The organism is Bradyrhizobium sp. CB1015 (assembly GCF_025200925.1).
Classification (GTDB): Bacteria; Pseudomonadota; Alphaproteobacteria; order Rhizobiales; family Xanthobacteraceae; genus Bradyrhizobium.
The window spans coordinates 1,572,236-1,594,128 of the sequence record NZ_CP104174.1 but is presented as its reverse complement, the minus strand read 5'-3'; the positions used below and the strand labels follow the sequence as shown (position 1 = coordinate 1,594,128).

Genomic DNA, 21,893 nt, shown 5'->3' with positions numbered 1-21,893 from the left:
CGGAGCGGATGATGCCTAGCACATGCTCGCTGCACACGATCGGCGAAGCTATACGCGACCTCGAAGAAAAAGTCGCTCACGTTGCAGAAATCAGCCGTGAGGAGCTTGCGAGCGGCGTTCTGCGCATTACGAAGCGCCTTCGAGATGACTCGAAGCCGCGCTCAAGGTAATCGATGGCCTAAAGGATCACACCGGTCCCGGGGCGGCAGGCCGCTTACGGTGATTGGGAGTTAGCGCTGTCTCCGCCACTGGCGAGGAAGCACGGGGTCAAGCTGCGGCGGTCCTATCTTCGCATTGCCAAAACCGCGACAATGATGGCGGGACGCTACGGCCATGCCAAGCAATTGAAGCGGCACCAGCGGCAGCTGCCCCTCCCGCTCAGCCGGGCCTCGCAGATCCGCTCGCAGCAGCAGCGCCAGCGCGGCTTCAAGCTTTCTTCCTTCCACGCCCCGGAGGTGGAGTGCATCGGCAAGGGCAAAGCAGCCGCGCCTTACGAGTTCGGCGTCAAAGCCTCCATCGTCACCAACAACCGCCGTTCTCCCGGGGCCTGTTCGTGCTGCACGCCAGGGCGCTACCCGATAACCCGTACGACGGTCACACCTTGCGGGACGTCATCGACCCCACCGAGACACTCACCGGCTGCGCGATCGAGCGGGCCTATGTCGACAAGGGATACCGCGGCCACGACGCACAAAATCACCGACGGATCTTCATCTCCGGCCAGAAGCGCGGCGTCTTCGGTGTCATCAAGCGCGAGCTGCGCCGCCGCTCCGCCATCGAACCCATCATCGGACACCTGAAGGCCGATGGTCACCTCGGCCGCTGCTACCTCAAAGGCCGCGCCGGCGATGCGGCTAAAGTCATCCTCTCAGCCGTCGGCCACAACTTCCGCCGCATCCTCGCCTGGCTCAGAGAACTCTTGTGCCTCATCCTGCTCCAGCTATGGCGCACGTTCGGCCGTCCCGCCCCGCTCAATTCGCCTTCTTAACGGACGACTGACTACAACTGAAATCGGCGTGCTCGATCGCCTCGTCACCGACATGACACTGTCCCCGCGATTAACAGAACGGACTACTATTCGGCGGAGGAGAGGCGCGAGGCCACTGCTGGCTCAATGTAGTAGAGGCAGATCCAAGGCCCTCGGAGACGGCGAACGTTGCCTGGGGACATGGCGCGTGCGGCGACACCTTGTCGGCCATCGTCGCAGCAATCTGGCGTAGCCGCGATACAGCGGGCGGGACATTACCGATCCGGGTTGTCAATCAATAAGGGTTAAAGTGCCAGCGCTCCCAGATTTCACGGCGTGACCCGTCAGGGTCCGCAACCGCCTCAGAATCTGCTGACCACACCATCACGACGCGTTTGTTTGTGTCGTAGGAAGGCCATTCCGGCACGCCAACGCCATTAGGGTCTCCCTTCTTTGCGAAATTCGTCCACGCGGTCAACATCTGATTAGTCAGCCGAGAGATATCCGAGCCCGGGGCCTTCGACAGCGCAAGACCACCTGGAATTTGGCTGAAATCACCGGTGCCGAACATGAATGGAAGTTCAATTGAATGAAACGCCCCCAACGGGGGCAGCGCAGGATCGAGATACTTTGGGGGCACATGCCAAGTGAAGCGATAGAGCCACACCTTGCCGCCCGAGGCCGATTGGCGCTCGGCTAGGTGTGTTGCCGGTTGCGTCATTATCACGTCATCAACCAGCGCCGCTTCGATTGTTCTTTGATCCGTCGTCCCGAGAACCTTCTCATACGTACTCATGAGCTTGCGTTTCACTTCCTCCCGTTTCTCCTCTGAGGTGTCCCGTATGGAGGGTAACATAGAGAAGACATCGATCTTTGCGCCGAGATCGGTGTCTTCCACGAACGGATTGCGGAACTTGCTGTCATACATTGCCCAGTAGTTCATTTCGTTTGCATTCGTCCCAAGCATGATCCCAACATGTCTTGACGTTCCGGAGGCGAGTGCTTCGGCAGGATCGAGGGCGACCCCCGAACCATCTGCGACGGGAGCGAAGAAACCATCCGGCTCACCGGTAGCGTGGGCCTGCAGCAATAGATCTCGAACGGGCGCCGTTTTGATCTGCGCCATGGTTTTCAAGGATCCGACGTCCATGACTTTTTTCACTGTCGCTTCCGCCGATCTCCTGGTGCGAATTAGATTGTAGGCCCCGCTTTGCAGGATCGCCCGTTGAAATGGCTTTTTCAGCGAGGGAGACACGAGGTGTGCGGCGATTGAGATCGAACCGGCCGATTCACCGAATACCGTGACATTATCAGAGTCCCCGCCGAGCGCCGTCGCGTTACGTCGAACCCACTCAAGCGCTGCGATCTGATCGCGCAGGCCGTTGTTGCCGCTACCGGAATAGGAAGGGTCGAGCGCACCTACCTCCGCAAATCCCAGCAAGCCGATACGATAGTTGATCGTGACGACGACCACATCCTTTCGAGCAACTGCTGCCCCATTATAAACGTCGGACGCGCCACCGGCAATGAAGCCTCCGCCGGGAAGATAGATCATGATTGGCAAATTCCTGACCTGCTTCGCAGGCTTCCAGACATTAAGGTAAAGACAATCTTCATCCTCGAACAAGCGAGTTGTGACTCCGCCTACGACAACCTCATGCGCCATGGCCGCTTTGGGATAACTTTCGAGCGGATCCTCGATTTGTGGACAGATTGTCCGATAGTTCGCTGCCTCAAGAATTCCTTGCCAATGATTAGGCAAAGATGGTGGGCGGAATCGCAAATCGCTCACCGGCGGAGCCGCGTAGGGAATTCCTTTGAGGCTCAGGATCCCATCCTCGATCACGCCCTTTGCCATCCCTCCCTCAAGTGTTACGCATTCAGGGCATGTTTCGTTTAATGCCCCTGCCACGGCACTTGTCGAGAACATCACAAATCTCAATAAGATCATTATGATTGACTTGGTTTGCACCGAACACTCCTGCATAGAGACGGCCTACATAGCGCGGCCTAACTACAGTGTGCTGTTGAAGCATTTATAATGCCAAGTCCTATTTCTACGGCGAGGCAATAGATCCGGCGGCACAGCCGTCAAGCGATGGTACAAATTCGGTGCGCCGAGCGAACTGCGCGCCAGCACAGCAATCAGAGGTGCGACTCGGTTCTTAGTCCAAGCTTTGATAATGCCCTTTTGTCGCTGTAGCGAGACCGAACTGTGAACCATTCAGAACTAGAGTTTTTCGCCGTGATCACGTTGGCGGGCTGGATGCGCCGACGTGGTTTTGCAGTAAAATCGGCGGTCGATTGCCGATCGCGCAATGGGGCCGCTCTTCGTTGTACAACAAGACTCAAGAACGCCCACAAAACCGTTTTTCGCGAGGTTCTTTATCGATTTCATCCCTGGTTTGGTCGCCGAGTTTGCGTTCATGGAACGGTCGGGAAGGCTGATGATGTCACTTTCCGCTGCTCTCTGGATGGATCGCAAGCGGATCGATGGTTGGAGGTTCCAGCATGGACGTTCGATCGGGCAGCATGCCCTGACGCCGAGCTTTTGGCAGCTCAGCCGTTTGTCAGCATCGATGCACTTGCGGCGCTCTCTGCGCTTCTCGATCTGGCGTTGAAGGGTCGAACGTCATCAGCTGCCCTGCTTTCTGGCGCATCCAGAGTCTCTCACGACCAGAATCGGGGAGCGACTCATGTCACGCCAGACGGCAATGCCAGGGAGCGGATACCGACACAATCGACAACCGCGGCCGCAGCCGCAGCCGCAGCCGCGGCCGCAGCCGCAGCCGCAGATGGATCTGTTCGGGAGTGGCCTGTCAAACGGCGCCATCGGCGCGCCCGCATGGCTGGAGTTGCCGGCGGAAGCCCGGGCGGCCCTCACGAGCCTGATGACGCAGTTGATCCTCGACCATGCTGCGAGGACAGCAACGCTGCCCGCGAAGGAGGTCGATCATGATCTCTGACAAGGTCAGGCCTCATCATCTGGAGCGCAAGGCGATTCTTCACGTGCGTCAATCCTCGGCCCATCAGGTGTTGCACAATCGCGAGAGCAGCGCGCTGCAATACGCCATGCGGGACCGGCTGACGGCTCTCGGGTGGTCAGAGGTTGAAGTGATCGATGATGATCTCGGTCGTTCAGCCGCCGGCGGCATACAACGCGCTGGTTTTGAGCGGATGGTAGCGGAGGTTTGCCTTGGCAAGGTTGGTGCGGTTTGCGCCCGCGAGGTCTCGCGCTTCGCCCGCAACAGCCGGGATTGGCAGCAACTCATCGAGATGTGCCGCGTGGTCGACACCGTTCTGGTCGATCAAGAGACCATCTATGCGCCAAGACACGGCAACGACCGCCTGCTGCTCGGGCTCAAGGGCAGCCTCAACGAGTACGAGCTGGATCTGTTGCGCCAGCGCTCGCTCTCGGCACGCTACGAGAAGGCGCGCCGGGGCGAGTTGGTTGTGACAGCGCCCGTCGGCTTCGTGAAGGCCGGCGATCGTTATGAGAAAGACCCGGATCGGCGTGTCCAGGAGGCGATCAAGCTGGTGTTCGACAAGGTCGAGGAACTGGGAAGCGCGCGTCAGGCGCTCTGCTGGCTCCACGAGTACAATCTCGATCTTCCGGTGAAGCAGACCAACGGCGACACGGCCTGGCGGCGACCAAACTACTCTGCCATCCACCGGATCATTGAGAACCCGGTCTACGGCGGCGCCTATGCCTATGGTAAGACAGCTGTGGCGGCGGGATATGGCACCGCGGGCGTGCGCGTGAAGATCCGCCGCAAGGCGCGGAACGAATGGCTGACGCTGAAGCCCAACACTCACGAAGGGTATGTGAGCTGGGAGAAGTTCGAGGCGATTCGCACCATGGTCAGCAGCAATGTTCCCACCAGTCGGCATCACGGCGCGCCCAAGCATGGTGACGCGTTGCTGGCCGGTCTGATCCGCTGCAAGCGCTGCGGTCGTAAGCTCACACTCCGCTACTCCGGCATGGAAAACCATATCCCGCGCTACAGCTGCAGCCGTGCCTGGATGGATAATGGCGGGGCCCACTGCATCGCCTTCGGCGGACTGCGCGTCGATGACGCCATCGAGGAATCGCTGCTTGGAGTCGTCGGTCCGGGCGCTGTCGCCGCCGCAACCGCTGCCGCCAAGGGAGCCAGGGAGCGGCGCGATCAGGTACGCGATGCTCTCAGTCGCGACCTCGAAGCGGCGCGCTATGCCGCCGACAGGGCTTTCCGGCAATACGATGCCGCTGATCCCGCGAACCGGCTGGTGGCCAGTGAGCTGGAAGCGCGCTGGAACAGGGCGCTCGCTCACGCGGCGGAGGTTGAGGCCAAGATCGCCATGCATGATGTGGCGACGCCCGCACCCCTTGCTGATCCAGCTTCGTTCGGCGTTCTGGCCTCGAACCTCAAAACGGTCTGGGATGCGCGGACGACGGATGCTCGTCTTAAGAAGCGCATTGTGCGCACCCTCATCCATGAGGTCGTGGCCGATATCGACGACGCGGCCTCGGAGATCGTTCTCATCGTTCATTGGGTGGGGGGCGCCCACAGCGAGTTGCGCTTGCCGAAGCGCCGGCGCGGACAGCGCAACAGCACCTCGGCCGATATCGTCCAGGCCGTGCGTCAACTGGTGCTGATCGCCAGCGACGATCTGATTGCCGGCCTCCTCAATCGCAACGGCCTCAAGACCGGCAACGGCAATCGCTGGACCCGCGAGCGCGTCACATCAATGCGCTCGAACTACCACATCCCGGTGTTCAAGCCTGCCGAGGACGGGATCGAGCCATGGCTCAACCTTGGCAACGCCGCAAAGCTCCTGAAGATCGCGCCCAAGACGCTCCGGCTGGCCGCTGAAGCCGGCGAGATCGAATCCATCCATCCTCTTCCGGATGGTCCTTGGATCTTCGCCCGCACCTCGCTGATAACAACTGCTGCTCGATCTATCGCCGAACGAGCGCGACAGAACCCAAAATACCCCGCGGGATCGCATCCCGCTCAACAAAATCTCTTCTCTTCAATCACATAGCCAGATGGGTGTTCTGATGCGCAGTTGTAGTATCTGCGCCAAGTCTCCACCTTTTGCTAGGCGTCCGCAAGAGACAGGAACCAGTGGGCGTTGAGGCATTCGGCCCTGAAGCGGCCGTTGAAGGCCTCAATGAACGCGTTGTCGGTTGGCTTACCGGGCCGCGAGAAGTCCAGGGTGACACCGCGCTGGTAGGCCCAGAGGTCAAGATCGCGGGACACGAACTCGCTGTTCTTGATCCACGCGGATCGTTGCCGGGACTCCCACTTCCTTGCAGGCCCTTTCCAGCACCTCCACAACATCGGTGCCGCGGAAGGTGAATCGCGGCGCCAGCGCCGCGAGAAGCGGGAGAAGGTATCGACAATCGTGAGCACGCGCAGCTTGTGTCCGGTCGCCAACTGGTCATGGACGAAGTCCATCGCCCAGGTCTCGTTCGATCGCGTCGCCGGCCTGCGATCATCGCGCAGCTTGGCCTTGACCCGGCGCTTCGGCGTTTTGTTGCGTAATTGCAGGCCCAATTCGCGATAGATCCGCCGCGTCTTGTTCTGGCCATGGCGCCAGCCTTCACGACGCAGCAGCACGTGAACACGACGATAACCGTAGCGGATACGAACATGGCAGATCTCCTTGATCTTCTGTTCGAGGGCAGCCTGGCCGGAGCGACGGCACTTGTAGTGGTAGGTCGAGCGGTCAAATTCGAGAGCGTCACAGGCCCTGCGGATCGAGACCTGCCATTCGCTGCGGACCGCGTCGACCAGCATGCGCTTCCGACCGGGCTTCATAGCTTTCGGCGGATCACGTCCTGCAGCATCTCCTTGTCGAGCGACAGGTCCGCGACCAGCTTCTTCAGCTTGCCGTTCTCCTCCTCGAGCTGCTTCAGCCGACGCATCTCGGTGGGCAGCAGCCCGTCATATTTCTTCTTCCAATTGAAGTAGGTTGCCTGGCTGATCCCGGCCTTACGGCAGATCTCCGCCACCGCAACCCCGTCGTTGCCCTGTTTCAGGATGAACGCCTTCTGAGCATCTGAAAACTTCGAGGCCTTCATGGTCCATCGCTCGTCCCAGCCGAGGGATTCGGCAGCGAGAACTCTAGCCAAAAATGGTCCAGTTTGTCGGCCTCAGATCATCGCACGATTCGAAGGATGCGCCATGGGACAAGTTTTACACGGCTGCACCACCACGACGGAGGGAGTCCGTCGAGCAATACAAAATAGTCAAAAAGAGCCTAAGAGCACTCGCCAAGCGCTATGGGATCAATAGAAGACTGTCGCGAAGTGAAGCAGCGCGAGACCGTCGCCGATCGTTCGACAGGCCCCAAGGGAGCCAATCGACAATCCTTCCATCGAGAAAGAGGTGATCATCGCCGCTTTCCGGAGGCACAGTGCTGCTGCCGCTCGATTGGCTCTAAGCCCTGCAGCCGAGCATACTCCATCTGACGCGGAGCTCCAGGGCGCTACGTTACGATTGACCCTTCGCGGTGGGAGCGCGAGTACGGGAAGAAGCCAAGGGGCGCCGCTATTGGCGCATCCGGATCGTATCGCCCAGTATTTCGGTCAAAGACTATGAATTCAGGACGGAGATCCCATTGATGTTCCCCAGGACGCGCAGGGCGGCAATAGAGAGGGCGCGGCAACTCGGTTCGGATCAACTGGTGCTACCGTGAGGAACGATGACGGCTTGGACAATCGAACGCATGGTTTACCGCAAGACGCGCCGACGTGAGATAATCGTCGGCCATCGCACCGCTGATGTCGCGTCGCGGGAAAGACCTCGTCGAGCGCCTTCCAGAAGCCGAGCGCGTCATGACCAACGGCCACTTTTTCGGGGCGATCTTCAGCCCACGGGTTTTGGCTTCGACGAGCAGTTCGTGCCAGCTTTGCGCGCTCTCGCGCACGCCGACTTGGAAGCCGATGAGTTCCTTCTTGCCTTCCGGCGTCGCGCCGATCAGCACCAGCATGCATTTGCTGTGGTCTTCCATGCGAGCCTGCAGGAAGACGCCGTCCGCCCACACGACCTCCAGCTGAACCGATGACAAATGGAGGCTGTGTCGTGATGGCGAATGAACAGGATGGTTATCATTGGACGTATTGCCGGATCGAAATCGACAAGCCGGGTGCCATCATAATTGAGCAGATGGATGATGAAATCTCCATTGCCATTGCGAGCGTCGTCGGCGTTTACCTCCAAGTGACGCCGGGGCAGGCACGTGAGTTATCTCTATCTTTAGCTCTGCCGGCGGAGAACGCGGAATAATTCCGCGCCTCAGCCAAGATGTAATGGTGCGCGCCCCACCATCGCCGCGGGATTTCAGTCAGATTCCGCCATACGGGGCGGGCTGTTGCCCTGGTGAAGCGACAGCTCAGCTCGGTCCAGCTTCTTAACGGTCGACCAGTTAATCGCAGCGTGCAGGTACCTGCACGCCATCGTAGCTTATGAAGTCTCCCGGCCGCCCAATTGCGCAGTTTCTTTTTCGATCGCGGTCCGTTCATGGCTGTTTGAATATCGCGCTCCTCTTCGAATTCCCGAATTCGTGGACGGCTGATTCGCGAGGTTGACCCATCCTGATTGGTGATCAAGCTGGTTTCGAGGATGCTTTCCGCCCAGCGAAGAACGAAGCGGCCAGTGTCGCTGGTCTCGCGCCATTCAGTTGTTTTTACAAGTTGCTTCATCATTTCGCCCCATCCCCGAAAAAAGGAGTCGCCGTGGGAGGTCCACCCGAGCAGGGGTAGAATAATCAACTCCAGTCGCCCCTGAAACCACTCGTGAATTAACATTTCAGGTGAGTGATTCGGGCCGAACGCATACTGGCAGTATCTCAGACAGAGATATACCTAGCGCGCTGTCTGCATGGATGTGAGTGTCTTGTAACTGCAGTACGCGCCAACCTGATGTTGGGGCATGACCATTCAAAGCAGAAGCGAACTGGTATGTGGACCAGCCTCCGCAAGGAGCTGGATATCGCGCCGCATTTGCCGCTTTGCCCCTGGCGTCTCGCTGAGCATCTGGAGTTTCCGGTTTTTCCGCTCAGCGACTACGCGAAGTTGGCTCCTGACGCGGTCGCTTACCTACGAACAGGCAACGGTCAGAAAGACTTCTCGGCCGTGACGCTTGCGGTCGGCCAGGAGCGCTTCATTGTGAATAACGATGCCCACGACAGGAAATGGCAGGCCGCTGATATCAGTCACGAATTGGCCCACGGGCTGCTGTTGCATCCGCCGATGCAGATTTCGACCCGTCAGGCACCCGCAACTACGACAAGACTATGGAGGAGGAGGCCAACTGGCTCGGACCGGCGCTCCTGGTCTCGGACGAGGCTGCCATGCACATCGCCGCCCTCAGCCTCACGATTTCGAAAGCGTCCGACATGTATGGCGCAAGCGAGCCGCTGGTCCGCATGCGGCTCAACGTGACCGGCGCCTACCAGCGAGTGGCGAACCGCCGCCGCTTCGCGCGGGCCTAGCTGCGCCCGCTGGATCGCGGGAGCGATCTAAGCGGCTGCTTGCGGCGCGGCGCGGGTGAATTCATCAAGCTTGCCATCAAGCTCGAAGAAATTTGCGGCAGCTTGGCGCAGTTCCCGAGCCGCTTGACCCCAAAACGCCACCTCGACCTTGAAGCCGCGCTCGATCAGCTTCTCGACGACCGGCACATAGTCCGAATCCCCGGCCACCAGCAGGATATCGTCGTTTTCCTTGTCGATGACGTTGAAGTGTCATCCATCATCGCCGTGGCGATCGCCACGTCGACCTTCTTCTCCTTATTGCCGGCGTTCTTGTTGTAGACGTGGGTCTTGAAGCCGACCTTGTCGACCATCTTCCAGAAGGAGTCGCCGGGAGGTGGCGAGCCCCACAACTTGGCGACGGTGTCCTCCCCGCTGACATATTTGTACAGCGTGCCGTAGTCGAGCATCCAACCGTGATCCACAATGCCGTTTCTCATGGCTTCGGCAATGTTCTTCGCCTTGCCCTTTTTGGCGGCCGAGACGCGGGAGCCTCGATGTAGAGGTTGGAATTGTCGACGTAAGTGTAGGTGGTCATGCGGGCGCTTCTCCAATGAGGATCGTGAGAAAATGATCAAAATAATGATTTAGGAGAATAATGACCCGAGCGAGCCGGAGCTTCGTCGATATGGGCATGCGGTACCAGGTCGCAAGGCCTCGCCCCCCAGACGCCGCACATTTTTGATCGCCGATGAGCTTCGCGAGCGGACTAGGCCACTGCGGGTGAAGCAGAGCCTTGGCCAGCATCAAGCAGTTGGGCTGGAGTTCTAAGCCATCACCACGCCCGCACCTCGACAGGAGGTCTCGAGTGCCTCTAAGATGTAGGGGAAATAAGTTCGCGGAAGCCGGGTACGGAGTGGGGCAGTGAACTTCCAGGTGACGGTTCTCAAGGTGCTGGTCAGCTATCCAGACGGGTTCGCCGCCATGGCCGACCTCAAGCGCGATATGGCGATCCTGGCGACCAGCGGACGGGACTGGAGCGAGCGCACGAAGCGATTGGCGGCCCGCGTGCCCGACCTGGATATCTTCTCCCAAGGTCTCATCGAGCGCATGAACGGTGGCTGGCGCATCACCGACAAGGGTCGTGCGGTTCTCGAGATCATGGAGGCGCGGCCCGCACCCGCCCAGGTGATGGAGCCGCCTAATGTCCACGCGGTCGAGGGGCCGACTGCAGCCACGACGCTGCCATCGATGCCTTCGATAGCGCTAGTTCGACGTATGCGGAAACGCAGGCGACGCCAGCACGACGCTGTCCGCCGACGACAAGCGAAGGCGTCGTAAGTAAGGCGGTTGGTTGGAAATTAACCAGCGGTTTCGGTCATTCGGAAAATAGGAAAATATTCCATAAAAAAGTTATGCGAGCGCGGTGCGCTTCAAGATTGCTGGGCAATTATTACTTCCGCCGCCGCTTCATGAACGATCGTTGCTTCACCCGCCCTGGCCGCTCGGCGTCGACTTGCTCAACGCAGACCGCCGCCGCCTCGTCAATCGCGATCTATGCGATCCGGCGGAAATCGAACTGCTCGTAGCCATCACGACACTCCATGCCTCCAGCGACAATTTAACGGAGAGCTTGTTTCAGGAATAGCGCTTCTGTCGATGAACGCGGCGCTGTACGTTTCGTACAAAGCGATCAGCGCGGATCCAGCACTCACTGCGGATCTGGCCCGGGGAGAAGACTCAATGCGCTGGATTCCCGATGATGTCCGTTGTCAGCTCAACCCGCGATCTCGAGCGCTTTTGAAGCGGGGTGCCGCAGCGCTCGTCCGATCTGAGCGAGTTGGTGGAACATCACAATAAGCGCGATCATTCCGGGGTCCAGCTCAGCGATTGCTTGACTGGCCAAAAGTCCATTGAAACCCCACATGAGCGGGAATAGTACGGCCGGTACGAAGAGATATCCCTGCCTCGCCAAGGAAACAACTGCACTGAGACGTGCTCTCCCGAACGACTGAAGCATCGTTGTGACGACGCTCTGAATAACAAAAAGCCCAAAAAAGAGATGGAAGACGATGCAGGTCGAGACCGCAACTTTCGTGACATTCTCGCTATCACTGAACAGCCTGACCAAAGGCCGGGCAAAGATCACAACGGCCGCAGAATAGGCAACGGAAAGAGCGACAGTCATCGAGAGCATCAACTTCGCAGCCTTCAATACGCGAGCAAAATCTGGTGCGCCCCAACCGAAACCCAGGATAGCTTGAGAGCCTATACAGAAGCCGGTGACAGGCAGTGCGCCGATCGTCAGCAATCGAATAGCTATTCCCACCGCGGCGATCGCATTCTCGCCGAACGGCTCCGAAGAGCATCAAGCCAACGGCAGATAAACTGTTGGTTATACTCGCCCGCGACCCTATGAATGCGAGCTGTCTGATGCGATCTGCTCGTACTGACATGTGAGTGGCCCTGACGCGGACTATCCCGCGAGCATTCGTAGAATACGCGATATATAGAGGCTTATGGCTGCGATCTGAGATGCCAGCGTTGCGAGGGCTGCGCCTCGCACACCAGGTCCAGTAAGAATATGAAGACCGGATCGAGCACAACTTTCAGTATGAAGGCGGTCATCATCGTCCACATGCTGAATCGTGTGTTACCCTCGGCTCTTACGATGATCGTGCCCGCGGCGAGCGAAATGTGATGCTTTGAGCCGCCAGCTTTGGCGCGACGCCGCGGCTGACGCGTTAGGAGTGTCCCCATCCGTCGTGCAGTTCACGATGAACCGGACCATCTCCGGTCGACTCGCAGTAGTGGTTAAAGACGAGGAAGATTCTGCCACTGCTCGTCACGGCGGTGATGCAGGAGGACCGCGAACCGGTCAAACTCGACGGCGTGCAGCATCAACGAGACTGGCCAGCAGCGCGTTGGCGCTTTCGAACGCGAGACCAACCTCATATGTGCATCCGTTGGCCCTATGGTTGAAGCTAGCGGCACGTGACTCGGCGCTCGATGAGAGAGAAGAAGCGCTGTCCCTACCACGCGCCGCTAACTCCCACACAGCCAGCCTCAGCGGCGGAAGAAGCTGACGTGGGATACATCCATCGGAAAAAGCTGCGGCACAACTACCAGAATCGGTCGGCCCCACGTCTTCAGGCACTCTCTAAGCTGGTCCGACAGCTTGCCGCAATGGGAGACTGATCTTCCCCCGAAAAAGTGGACGGGTTAAGCGGCTTTTAGCTCCATTTCGATCGGGGCGACATATCCGATGGCGGAGTGGAGCCTTGTTCGGCGGTAGAAGCCCTCGATATGGCGAAGATATCGTGCTGGGCCTCGCGCGGGTGTTGTAGTCGCGATGATGGACCAGCGCGGTTTTCAAGGTATGGAAGAAGCTCTCCATCAGGGCATTGTCGTAGCAATCGGCCTTGCGGCTCATGATGCCATGATGCCGGCGCCGGTGAGGACGTTGCGATAGGCTTGTGAGGCATACTGCACGCCGCGATCGGAGTGGTGGATCAATCCGGTCTGCGGCCGTTGCTGGTTGATGGCCATGGTCAGTGCCGCGGATGCGAGTTCGACCTGCATATGGTCTTGCATGGCCCAGCCGATGATCTTTCGGCTGAACAGATCCATGACGGCCGCCAGATACAGCCAGCCCTCCGCGGTCGGGATGTAGGTGATGTCGGCGAGCCAGACTCGGTTCGGGGCGGGAGCGGTGAAGTCGCGCGCGATCAGGTTCGGTGCGATCGGGAGATCGTGACGGCTGTCGGTGGTGCGCCCCCGGCGTGGCGACGCCATGATGGCGCGGATACCGTGCCGGTGCATCAGCTGCTCGATCCGGCCACGGCTGGCGCCACGTCCCTGCTTGCGCAGGATGGCATGGACGCGAGGACTGCAGTAACGCCCGCTGCTGTCTTGATGGACTTGCCGGATCGCGGCCAGGAGGCTGGCATCGGATTTGGTCCGCTCACTGACCGGGCGATCACGCCAGGCGGAATAGCCGGCCGGCGAGACCTCGAGCACGGCACACATCAGCCGCACCGGATAGGCGTCGCGATGGTCTTCGATGAAGCGGAAGCTCATGTCCGGGTTCCGGCGAAGATCGCGATCGACTTTTTTAAAATGTCGCGCTCCATGCGCAGCGTTCGTTCTCCTGGCGCAGACGGGCGATCTCCGAAGCCTGGTCCGCCGACATCGGCGTCGCCTGCGTGGTGGGGCGCCACGCCGCCGATGTCGGCTCCTGCCGCAGCTTGTCAACCCAGCGCCGCAGCACCGAGTCACGCAGACCGAGTTCCTTGGCAACAGACCCGATCGAAGCGCCCACTCAAAGCCAACTCAACGGCTTGGCGCTTGTACTCTTCGGTAAATGAACCGATGTTGACGTTCCATTCGACACCTCCGGGCTCAATGAGCCTACTACAGGTGTCCACTCATTCGGAGGAGGTTCAGTTGCGTTGGATCAGACCCTGTGCCTACCCCGCCCGCACCACTAGTTAATGGCCACGTGACTCGGCGCTGACCATCCTGGTGCCATTGCGCTGTCCCTGGCGCGTGTCGCTAACCCAAGGGCTCCGTATCCGCGCTGGCTGACGAAAGGCTGACGAGACCTGCGCGGCATCCACAAAACGAAAAAAAAAGCCCGCGTGGGCTGTTCAAAGCTTAGCCGCCTTTGACGACAGTGCGCTCAATCTGTTGTGGGGAATCCTGCAGCCACGCAAAGACGCTCGCTAGACTGTAAGGCCGTGCGACTTCATGGCCGCCAAGCTTAATGGGGTGATCTTCGATAAGATAGAACTGCCCTTCGGCTGTTCTGACCATACGATCTCTTATCTCAAACCACACGCCCGTTGCCGGCACTCTTCTGTAGAATACGCGCGTTGCGAAATGGAACGCTTCAGCAAGGTCGCGCGCTGTCGGAATCCGTTTCCGCGCGCGGAAATGTCTTAATGGCTTAGCCCTTGATGCCGTGGTTTGTCGCTTGAACATACGCTTTCCTCGTCGGCTCAAAACAGCGCCGATGCGACTCGGCGCCTACATCGGCGAGCCTTGAAAGGCGCTATCCTGCCGCATCCGCACTGCGGGTGAAGTTAGCGGCGGCATGACTCGGCGCATTCCGCTGGAGGAAGGAAGGCGCTGTCCCTTCACGTGCCGCGAACCCCGGCAGTGATTTTAGCGAGGGAGCGGCCTTAAGTGACCTACCAGGATTGGTATTCTCACAGAGCAGACGACTGAGCGACTTAACGCCGCTCAGCCTGTCAGTCTTCAGAACGATCAGGCCGACGCGAACGGTGCGCTGACCTCCCCATATCTCTGTTTCAGTTGCCGCAAGCGATGGATACCGAGCGCCCTCTCAACCATCGGCTCACCGCAGCATTTCATCACGACCCTGATGGCGCGAGCCGGAAGGTCCTGCCGTCGCAAAGCCGCCCAAGCAAGGAACGGCAACACGATTTTAGGCAGCTCCTCGTCAGACGCAGGACGTTGATCGCATCGCCCCAGCTTCGCGAGCGCGTGAGCCAAGACATCGGGACAATCAGTTTCGAGAGGGGCAGTGCGCGGCGCGAACTGTAGCTTTGCTACCCCCATCACTCCACACCCCTGCCAAGCCTTACGACGTTGATTTCGGTACGCGCGACGCTATCAGACTTAATGTCGGTCATCTCAAAAGGCTTCACCCGTGCGAAGAAGCGTGATGCGATATCCCTGCATCAGCGGCCAGGGCAAAGTGATCTTCCCCTGAAAAAGTGGACGGGTTAAGCGGCTTTTAGCTCCATTTCGATCGGGGCGACATATCCGAGGGCGGAGTGGAGTCTTGTTTCGGTTGTAGAAGCCCTCGATGAAGGCGAAGATATCGCGCTGGGCCTCGGCACGGGTGTTGTAGTCGCGATGATGGACCAGCTCGGTTTTCAAGGTATGGAAGAAGCTCTAGAGAACCGGGCGGGGACCTCTAACGTGAGGCTCCCATTGACCCCCCCACCAGCCCGGGTAGGTACCACTGCAAGCTTTTAGCAGTACCCTGCCGGGCATCGACACCCACGCAGGAGGTAGGCCGTGTACTTTCAAATTTACCGCGACACGCGCGATGAGTGGCGTTGGACGCTACTCGCTGGAAATATGCGCAAGATCGCTGAGTCTGGCGAGGGCTATCACAACAGAGCCGATTGCCTTGCGGTCATCGAACTCGTGAAAAGCACCGACCGCGACACTCCGGTGCGGGGGTAACCCCACCCTCATTCCATCAGACTTTCAGGTCGGACAGGCGATAAGATAATTTTCCTTCTCACCCCATCCTGTCCGCCCCAGAGTAGAACGCTCGTGGCGGGACATTCAAGGTTTTGGGCATGACCCCGACAAAAGTCCCGGCCCGTCTGGGCTTGCCTTTTTCATCAATCTTTTCAACTGCGGTAACGCGGACGTTTCGGAATTTCCACCCGGACGCGACCCGGACAAATGACGCTCCATTCTCTCCAGATGTCACTCCGGAGCACATTATCCCCTCCCGCCTGAAGGCTCCACGCCTGAACGCCCGAACGACTGAAAGCCTCGACGCCCGACAAGGTCAGATCGCCGCCGCGCCAAGCGCGGCTCCAAATGTACCAGGCGTGGAGGCTTTCAGTCGTTCGGGCGAGCCGCCAAGCAAAAGGGCGGCCTGTTTGGACCGCCCTACAGCCTCACCGTCTCGCAATGCGTCTCAGCCCGCATACGTCTCTCACCATACGAAGCGCAGGATGCTTTGCCGCCCCGACCAAGCTGTTTGCGCCGCGCCTCTGTAAGCCGCGCAGATTCCTTCATTTTAGCTCGCGAGGCTGGGGCGAAGTGGTCTAGTGCCCTCCGAGAGCGCTTCGCGCAGATCGCCAGAGAGAAATGTGGGGACCGCCTTCGCATCGCGCGCGCCTGCAACCGTCCTACCGATGTGCTCGACAATGTAATCTCCCAACGTGTCGCAGGCTGCCTCGACATGACGGCATCATTGGCCTCGTCTGAAAACACATCACCGAACGCCTCACCGACTAAGAGGGCTCGCCCGGCACACAGATCAACTCATGTCGCCATGTTACCCCATTTATTCAACCCTAGCCGCCGTAACTGGTTCGGGCATTTACGCAAAAGGGGCCGCAGCCGCCGGCTAAGACCAGTTCTTGCACTGAAATCCGATGCAACTCCAACATTCACCCTCCAAGGATCGCAACCGGCCTCTTGCGGATCCGAGCCCTTAATGTCAGCCCCATAGAGCACCCCTCGCGAATCAGGTGCTCAGTAAGGAATCACAAGTGATTCTTTCGACTCAAGATTTCGCCGATCAGCAAACCAGGCCGAGTGCTCAAAGTTATGGGTAATTGAAAGCCTCACCGGATGCTCACCCCCAAAGGCGGCCTTTTCGCGCTTATTCAGCTGGCCGCTCCTGAGCAGGGCGCTTCCCTTCCGCTCGCCTTGCGGTTGCAGGCTCCTTTTCCAGCTGCCGAAGGCACCGGGCGGCGCCGCATGTCGCCGCAGGGGCGGCTCGCGGGCTACCCCCAGCGCCGCCCGACTGCACAGAACCCCCTCGCCCAGAGCTCCCTCCCAAGAAGATGTGGCGGATACGGAGGGGCATCAACGCGGCCGATTGATCCGGGGAAAACGGGGAATTTCACCCTGCCGGTAAATTCAAGAATGACGGCTGGCCTTCACACAGGAGAGGTCCAAGGTTCGATCCCTTGTGCGCTCACCATTTTACGGGTTTTTTGAAGCCTCCCAGGTTTTTCCACCCTCACGTGAGAGGGTGCTTGTAAGCGAATCGCCGCGTTCACATCGCCGCGATCAGGTCGCGAGCTTGAAGTATCTCCGCAATCGCGTTTGCGGCTTCACATTCCCAAGCGACCAAAACCTTCCACCTAACCTTAAGCTCGTTGGAGCGGCCGGGTAAATGCGCAGTTCCTGGCACGCTGCGTTTCCCCAGCCCTCCACAAGGCAGGCACCCCTGACGACGATCATCACACGCTTTGCGTGTTATATATTCGCATCTAGCGAGTCGCGGGCATCCGACGAGGTCGTCTCGACGATCAATTTCTTGGTTCAACACAGAGGCGTCACATGGCTCAATGCACAGCACCGGTGGAAGGCCATCGCTCAGCGAGCGATGCTGCCATCCGGCACTGCGCTATTGTTCAATTGGAATCGTCCCGCTGAGCCAGAGCCGTGATCCGCCTTCGAACGACCAACCAGCCGTGTAAGCAATCGGTGCGCCGGCGGGTGCTTTCGCGTACAGCGGCGCATCGGACCATTGCGCCGTCCGCGGGTCGGCGCCAAAATGGTAGTTCAACCCGATCTTTCCTATGTGATAGTTGCTGGACAGGCTGGTTGTGTTCGCCGGAAGAACTGCGAACGGCTGGTTTCTGCACCGTGGGAGGCGTTGCGACGCTCGGTCCCCCGAAATGCAGATAGTTATGCTCAGCTTTCACCGACCATGCAGGCGTAAGCGCTTGCTCGACGCCCAGCCTCATGGTGGCACCGAAGCGACCATAGTCAACATGGGTTTTCTCCTGTGGCCAATCAAACTCGTGGTTATTGAAGACGTCCCCTCGATTGTTTTGCCAAGCGACGCACCTCCCTCGAGATAGGCCGGCGTGCGGCCCAGCGCGCCAAACGCGTAGCCGATGCGGCCGGTCCTGGTGGCAAAGACGTTGGGGCCTGCTGGCATCGAGTTCGACACACCACTCAGCCGTTCTTCTGCCAATTGTAGCCGATCTGGCCGCCGGCGAGGAACACTGGGGTATCGACGACATCGCCATAGATTGGCGGACCGTAGGATTGCTGAAGGAGGTGCGGCCGTAGCCGCCGCCGACGTGCCCGCCAATATAGGCCTCCGCACCAGTTCCACACCGCCGGTGGCAGTTTCACTTCTGGCTCAAGGTCTGCCGCATTCGCTGCACCGGTTGCGACGAGCGCAATTGTCGTGGCTCCCAAAAGAAGAACTCCAGATCGCATCCAAGACGTCCCCGCATTATCTCCGGTCCACAACCGAGCGCCCTTAACTTATCGCGCAGCAAACCGTCGGAGCGGATCAGACGCTAAAAGCGACGCGCGCCGAGTCCGTCCCGAAGACCATCGCACTGCGATTGGTGATGATGCCGCAAAGAGAGCAAGTCGCGTGCCGTAGGGAATTCGCGGGCTCTGCAGGCACTTCGTCGCGGCGTGCGCGTCAAGTTGCTGACATTGTGTCAATACCGACAGCCGCGCAGCCACTGCCCCCAGCAATACTTAGCTGGCGCGGTGTCATGGGTCTACGCTCACAAGGCGCTGGTCTCCCTCGGCTGCCGATCGGCGTCGGACCCCCGCGTCCACTCAAAATTGGCCCTCAGCTCGTACTTGGTCGGCGTCTGCACGGGCAGATCAGCTGGCTTCGCGCCGGCACCCTTAGCAGCGCCATCTTAAGCCATGCAGGAGCGGCGCCGACGTCAGCCTCCTCTTCCTCCAAAACGCGGACGAAGTTGCCGGGCGGGCCTCGGCCTCAGTCAAATCGGACGCATGCCCGCGCTGCTTAGCTTTACACTTCTGGATCTGAAATGCGGGTCAGCATCCTCACGTGCGGTCCCGCCCGTTTGAAGATCGGCTCCCAAAAGGCGTAGGCGTCCTCGACGAAACTCTCGGTTACGGTGAACTTCGTGAGCGCGCCCCGATATGCGGCCTGTCGCCGGCAGCCCTGCCCCTCGACAAGATGCCAGATGAATTGAGCGACCTGGCGTGCGTATGTGCTCGGACGACCTTGGTGGTTGTGTACGATCTCAAGTCGCATGGTCCCAGCGTCACGCGTCTGCGGTTCGGTGATATTGGCAAGCCAGATGAAAATTGATGGATCAATGCTCGCAGCATAGCCGTCGCGCTTGAGCTGCTGATTGATGATAGAGAACGCGCTGGCGGCTTCTCTGAAGCATTCGCTCAGGATGAAGTTCGCCTCATTCTCCAGCTTTCCGCTCCGAAGATCGTCCAGTAATCTGACCGCCTCGTCAGTGAGCCGCCGCATGTATCGCGGTTGGGGCTGCTTTGCGTCGTCGTTTGGTTCCTCTTGTATAATCAATTCGACCGCATCCGCGCGGAACTCCGTTGCGGCATCTTTGAGAACGGGCAAAAAATCGCTTTCAAGGCAGGAATCGCCGACGTCTTTCGACACCGCGTCGCCTCCCACCCGTGTCTCCACAAGATTCTTTGCGTGGTCCAACGCAACGTTCAGGCTGGCTTTGAGGTTTTCAGAAGCTCTTTCTTGAGAGTCCTCGACAACCTTTACCATCATCTCCGCGGTACTGTCGGAATCTATGAGTTCGTCCTTAAGCGGCGCCGCCGCATTCCGAGATTCAAGCTCCTCAAAGGGGCTCGGAGCCGTCGCTTGCTTTGCTAGGATCGTTTGATCAGACATATTCGCGCCTGTGCGCTCCGACCGCGGATTGGAAGCAGCAATCTCGCCGGACAATACAAACAGGCCATCGTCAACGGCTCGGCTCGCCGCCGCGGTAAGATCCACCAGCGAGCGCCGCACGCACCGCGTCTGCCTAGCGCGCCGCTTTTTCGTTTCTTGCGTATGGCTCATGATCTGACGACCCCCTTGAAGCGGCCAAGACGATCAATATGTCGGTTCAGGGGCGCCCTAAACGAACTCCTGACTGAACTTCCGTCTCTTGGTCGCTCAATTCCGTCCTCTTGAACACCTAATCTCAGTGTCCAGCAAAGCTGGTAGCAGCTTATCTGAGCATAACTCAGAATTGAACGAGGCCACAAACTCATCGCTCACTGTTTACCTGGATTTGTGTCTTCCGATATGATGTCAATCACCTTGAGCCTGGCGTCATACTCCTCGTATGAGCCGAGCACGGCTTGGCCAACTGACAAATTGTGCACGGGGTCCACTATTGAGGGGGAGTCGTAGGTTAGGGAGGTGGGTCCGGTAAAGTGAACTTCCTCACCAAACTCGTCGCGTCGCAACGTTCTGGCGGTGCACCACTTGATGAGTTGCGTTACTGCTCCTTTTCCGCTCTCATTGATGGGCGGAAGATGTCGAACCGAATAGAAATACGTTCGCGCAGAGTGCGTCTGCTGGGAGTCCGAACTCTTGCGCTGGTCTGGTTGCGCGGTGAGGGTCAGTAGGCGCTTGCCGGCCGGACGCTCGAGCGTTCCCTGAAACAGACCGCCTTCTCTAATCAGAGTAATGTGCGCCAGCTTTTTTGGAGCACCAAGAACCTCTCGTCCCGAGGCGAGCGCGGCATCGTTTGTTGTCACGTACATGTAAGGAATGTAAAAGCCAATCTCACCGCCAGAATCACGAACTTGAATTCCTGAATAGCACTCCAAGTATGACCCCACTATGCTTGAGGGATAGCTCGCGACGCCAACAATGGCGATTGCTGGGTTTGCTGACGGTACTAACCCCTTCGGCAATAGATGGCCAACCTCGTTCCCCACGCTGAATATATGGTTTATGGCTCGGCAGCGGAGGAACGTGCTGCCAAGGTCTTTGCTCCCATGGTAGAGGGGCGCATCAAACGGAATACCTTTAACGTCGGGCATGGCATCCCTCCTCGCTCTTGAGAGTTTACAATCGGAGATGCAGCTGACTCATCTCACAAAGACATCTGGTTGTGGAAGCATCATGAAGAGAGTGCAATGTGCGGCCTCGCATCCGGCTTACGCGTTATAGTGAAGTCGGAGGCCGCCTTGCACCTCAGTTTTGTGCTGCTGACTGGGCCTGACGTTGTGCATACACTCCGGAGAAGCGTGCTACTGAGGTGACGTTGAGTCGAATGCGACTCGCTATGGTTATGCAAAGTCGATGCCATCTTCCCTTTATGGGGTGCTAGACGGACTGCTCGGCTACAGATGTCGAACTGGAGTACGAGAGCTCGGACAACTTCGCTTGTCTTCTTGCCTTCCGCTTGTTGGCTTGATGACACAGAATGTTGAAAGTCCCACATGACCAAACGCGAACGCAACGATGAGGAGGTTCGCAAAGCTATCGAATTCGGGGCTAGCTTGACTAAACTAGATCGGCCGCGACAGCTATCTCGGTGCATGGCCGAAATACATGCTCGCGGATACCGACGTCCTGCGAGGCACGTCGGTAGAGCTCCAGAACCCTGTAAGTTCTGGTGAGTTTGCGTTCTTGTCAGTGTCTGGCGCGGCGCTTGCACAGAATGGATACTTCAGTTCGCACATTCGGAGAACATGCATCGTTATACTCCAGCTCCTCGCGCTCCCGCTCACAAAGAGCTCGGTACCATCTGCCCATTGGGATACGACATTATTGGAGGCAACCCAGCCGAAGATTAGTCGTGCCTGAGCGGCGAGCGCATGTCCGCGACCTCAGGATCATCAGCATGAGTCTCATGCGTGATGCAGGAAGACCTTGCCCCGCCAGTGACCGAGGAAGCGCGCCGGAAGTGTCACAAGCATTTCTTGGTCCTGTCAGCGCACGAGCCCTCTTACCTTGCCGGCTAAGACAATCGTT

Annotated in this window: 18 protein-coding genes and 5 pseudogenes; 10 read left to right on the top strand and 13 right to left on the bottom strand. The window is 58.8% G+C overall.

Annotated features, from left to right (window positions below):
* Positions 1-248 precede the first annotated feature (248 nt).
* Positions 249-988: pseudogene (locus tag N2604_RS07235) on the top strand (IS5/IS1182 family transposase); the annotation flags it as partial.
* A 274-nt stretch (positions 989-1,262) separates the two neighbouring features.
* On the opposite strand, the gene N2604_RS07230 reads toward N2604_RS07235, so the two are convergent.
* The gene (locus N2604_RS07230; protein ID WP_158626814.1) at positions 1,263-2,825 is read right to left on the bottom strand and encodes a carboxylesterase/lipase family protein; all 1,563 of its coding nucleotides are present in this window, start codon (positions 2,823-2,825) and stop codon (positions 1,263-1,265) included.
* 460 nt (positions 2,826-3,285) lie between these two features.
* On the opposite strand from N2604_RS07230, the gene N2604_RS07225 reads away from it, so the two are divergent.
* From N2604_RS07225 to N2604_RS07215, 3 genes are all read left to right on the top strand, one after another.
* The gene (locus N2604_RS07225) at positions 3,286-3,588 is read left to right on the top strand and encodes a hypothetical protein (protein ID WP_260374219.1); all 303 of its coding nucleotides are present in this window, start codon (positions 3,286-3,288) and stop codon (positions 3,586-3,588) included.
* A gap of 174 nt (positions 3,589-3,762) precedes the next feature.
* Complete coding sequence (locus N2604_RS07220; protein WP_158626816.1) at positions 3,763-3,933, top strand: hypothetical protein; 171 nt, start codon at positions 3,763-3,765, stop codon at positions 3,931-3,933.
* Entirely contained in the window at positions 3,923-5,992 is a 2,070-nt protein-coding gene (locus N2604_RS07215; protein ID WP_260374218.1) for a recombinase family protein, read from the top strand. The genes N2604_RS07220 and N2604_RS07215 overlap by 11 nt, the downstream gene beginning before the upstream one ends.
* 56 nt (positions 5,993-6,048) lie before the next feature.
* Here N2604_RS07215 and N2604_RS07210 read toward each other — a convergent pair whose 3' ends face one another.
* Together N2604_RS07210 and N2604_RS07205 are read right to left on the bottom strand one after the other, a co-directional pair.
* Positions 6,049-6,750, bottom strand: coding sequence for a DDE-type integrase/transposase/recombinase (locus tag N2604_RS07210; protein WP_245334273.1), 702 nt, complete (start codon positions 6,748-6,750; stop codon positions 6,049-6,051).
* 17 nt (positions 6,751-6,767) lie between these two features.
* Positions 6,768-7,034 (bottom strand): transposase, encoded by a 267-nt coding sequence (locus N2604_RS07205; protein ID WP_036032180.1) that lies wholly within the window; start codon positions 7,032-7,034, stop codon positions 6,768-6,770.
* 103 nt (positions 7,035-7,137) lie between these two features.
* On the opposite strand from N2604_RS07205, the pseudogene N2604_RS07200 reads away from it, so the two are divergent.
* Positions 7,138-7,435: pseudogene (locus N2604_RS07200) on the top strand (IS481 family transposase); the annotation flags it as partial.
* 292 nt (positions 7,436-7,727) lie between these two features.
* Here the strand turns inward: N2604_RS07200 and N2604_RS07195 are convergent.
* A pseudogene (locus N2604_RS07195) lies at positions 7,728-8,002 on the bottom strand (transposase); the annotation flags it as partial.
* Positions 8,003-8,040: 38 nt separating this feature from the next.
* Between N2604_RS07195 and N2604_RS07190 the strand changes: the two are divergent.
* Entirely contained in the window at positions 8,041-8,241 is a 201-nt protein-coding gene (locus tag N2604_RS07190; RefSeq protein ID WP_036032177.1) for a hypothetical protein, read from the top strand.
* Between the two features lie 1,009 nt (positions 8,242-9,250).
* Positions 9,251-9,448, top strand: coding sequence for an ImmA/IrrE family metallo-endopeptidase (locus tag N2604_RS07185; RefSeq protein WP_050996322.1), 198 nt, complete (start codon positions 9,251-9,253; stop codon positions 9,446-9,448).
* A 27-nt stretch (positions 9,449-9,475) separates the two neighbouring features.
* On the opposite strand, the gene N2604_RS07180 is transcribed toward N2604_RS07185, so the two are convergent.
* Both N2604_RS07180 and N2604_RS07175 read right to left on the bottom strand, forming a co-directional pair.
* On the bottom strand, positions 9,476-9,634 hold the full coding sequence (locus tag N2604_RS07180; protein WP_244429440.1) for a hypothetical protein: 159 nt from the start codon (positions 9,632-9,634) through the stop codon (positions 9,476-9,478).
* On the bottom strand, positions 9,613-9,894 hold the full coding sequence (locus N2604_RS07175) for an NYN domain-containing protein (RefSeq protein ID WP_124163422.1): 282 nt from the start codon (positions 9,892-9,894) through the stop codon (positions 9,613-9,615). Before N2604_RS07175 ends, N2604_RS07180 begins: the two co-directional genes overlap by 22 nt.
* Before the next feature lie 454 nt (positions 9,895-10,348).
* On the opposite strand from N2604_RS07175, the gene N2604_RS07170 reads away from it, so the two are divergent.
* Positions 10,349-10,765, top strand: coding sequence for a hypothetical protein (locus N2604_RS07170; RefSeq protein WP_036032173.1), 417 nt, complete (start codon positions 10,349-10,351; stop codon positions 10,763-10,765).
* Positions 10,766-10,850: 85 nt separating this feature from the next.
* Complete coding sequence (locus tag N2604_RS07165) at positions 10,851-11,072, top strand: hypothetical protein (RefSeq protein ID WP_124163421.1); 222 nt, start codon at positions 10,851-10,853, stop codon at positions 11,070-11,072.
* A 129-nt stretch (positions 11,073-11,201) separates the two neighbouring features.
* Here N2604_RS07165 and N2604_RS07160 read toward each other — a convergent pair whose 3' ends face one another.
* The 4 genes and pseudogenes from N2604_RS07160 to N2604_RS07145 form a co-directional block, all read right to left on the bottom strand.
* Positions 11,202-11,735 (bottom strand): MATE family efflux transporter, encoded by a 534-nt coding sequence (locus N2604_RS07160; protein WP_245454645.1) that lies wholly within the window; start codon positions 11,733-11,735, stop codon positions 11,202-11,204.
* A 911-nt stretch (positions 11,736-12,646) separates the two neighbouring features.
* Positions 12,647-13,797 (bottom strand): annotated as a pseudogene (locus N2604_RS07155) (IS3 family transposase).
* A 283-nt stretch (positions 13,798-14,080) separates the two neighbouring features.
* Positions 14,081-14,407, bottom strand: coding sequence for a hypothetical protein (locus tag N2604_RS07150; protein ID WP_124163420.1), 327 nt, complete (start codon positions 14,405-14,407; stop codon positions 14,081-14,083).
* 767 nt (positions 14,408-15,174) lie between these two features.
* Positions 15,175-15,346 (bottom strand): annotated as a pseudogene (locus N2604_RS07145) (IS3 family transposase); the annotation flags it as partial.
* A gap of 126 nt (positions 15,347-15,472) precedes the next feature.
* Here N2604_RS07145 and N2604_RS07140 point away from each other — a divergent pair.
* A complete protein-coding gene (locus tag N2604_RS07140; RefSeq protein WP_074448437.1) occupies positions 15,473-15,643 on the top strand; it encodes a DUF1508 domain-containing protein in 171 nt (56 codons plus the stop codon).
* A 2,472-nt stretch (positions 15,644-18,115) separates the two neighbouring features.
* Here N2604_RS07140 and N2604_RS07135 read toward each other — a convergent pair.
* From N2604_RS07135 to N2604_RS07125, 3 genes are all read right to left on the bottom strand, one after another.
* Positions 18,116-18,298: a hypothetical protein gene (locus N2604_RS07135; protein ID WP_225114960.1), complete on the bottom strand. Its 183-nt coding sequence runs from the start codon at positions 18,296-18,298 to the stop codon at positions 18,116-18,118.
* A gap of 646 nt (positions 18,299-18,944) precedes the next feature.
* Positions 18,945-19,982 (bottom strand): hypothetical protein, encoded by a 1,038-nt coding sequence (locus N2604_RS07130; RefSeq protein WP_158667607.1) that lies wholly within the window; start codon positions 19,980-19,982, stop codon positions 18,945-18,947.
* Between the two features lie 197 nt (positions 19,983-20,179).
* Entirely contained in the window at positions 20,180-20,956 is a 777-nt protein-coding gene (locus N2604_RS07125; protein ID WP_036031505.1) for an acetoacetate decarboxylase family protein, read from the bottom strand.
* Positions 20,957-21,893: the final 937 nt, after the last annotated feature.

What these genes read in the sequence shown, in the direction of transcription:
- N2604_RS07230 (WP_158626814.1), bottom strand. Translation starts at nt 2,825, where the DNA reads ATGGCAAAGGGCGTGATCGAGGATGGGATCCTGAGCCTCAAAGGAATT.
- N2604_RS07225 (WP_260374219.1), top strand. Translation starts at nt 3,286, where the DNA reads ATGGGGCCGCTCTTCGTTGTACAACAAGACTCAAGAACGCCCACAAAA.
- N2604_RS07220 (WP_158626816.1), top strand. Translation starts at nt 3,763, where the DNA reads ATGGATCTGTTCGGGAGTGGCCTGTCAAACGGCGCCATCGGCGCGCCC.
- N2604_RS07215 (WP_260374218.1), top strand. Translation starts at nt 3,923, where the DNA reads ATGATCTCTGACAAGGTCAGGCCTCATCATCTGGAGCGCAAGGCGATT.
- N2604_RS07210 (WP_245334273.1), bottom strand. Translation starts at nt 6,750, where the DNA reads ATGCTGGTCGACGCGGTCCGCAGCGAATGGCAGGTCTCGATCCGCAGG.
- N2604_RS07205 (WP_036032180.1), bottom strand. Translation starts at nt 7,034, where the DNA reads ATGAAGGCCTCGAAGTTTTCAGATGCTCAGAAGGCGTTCATCCTGAAA.
- N2604_RS07190 (WP_036032177.1), top strand. Translation starts at nt 8,041, where the DNA reads ATGGCGAATGAACAGGATGGTTATCATTGGACGTATTGCCGGATCGAA.
- N2604_RS07185 (WP_050996322.1), top strand. Translation starts at nt 9,251, where the DNA reads ATGGAGGAGGAGGCCAACTGGCTCGGACCGGCGCTCCTGGTCTCGGAC.
- N2604_RS07175 (WP_124163422.1), bottom strand. Translation starts at nt 9,894, where the DNA reads ATGCTCGACTACGGCACGCTGTACAAATATGTCAGCGGGGAGGACACC.
- N2604_RS07150 (WP_124163420.1), bottom strand. Translation starts at nt 14,407, where the DNA reads ATGTTCAAGCGACAAACCACGGCATCAAGGGCTAAGCCATTAAGACAT.
- N2604_RS07130 (WP_158667607.1), bottom strand. Translation starts at nt 19,982, where the DNA reads ATGAGCCATACGCAAGAAACGAAAAAGCGGCGCGCTAGGCAGACGCGG.
- N2604_RS07125 (WP_036031505.1), bottom strand. Translation starts at nt 20,956, where the DNA reads ATGCCCGACGTTAAAGGTATTCCGTTTGATGCGCCCCTCTACCATGGG.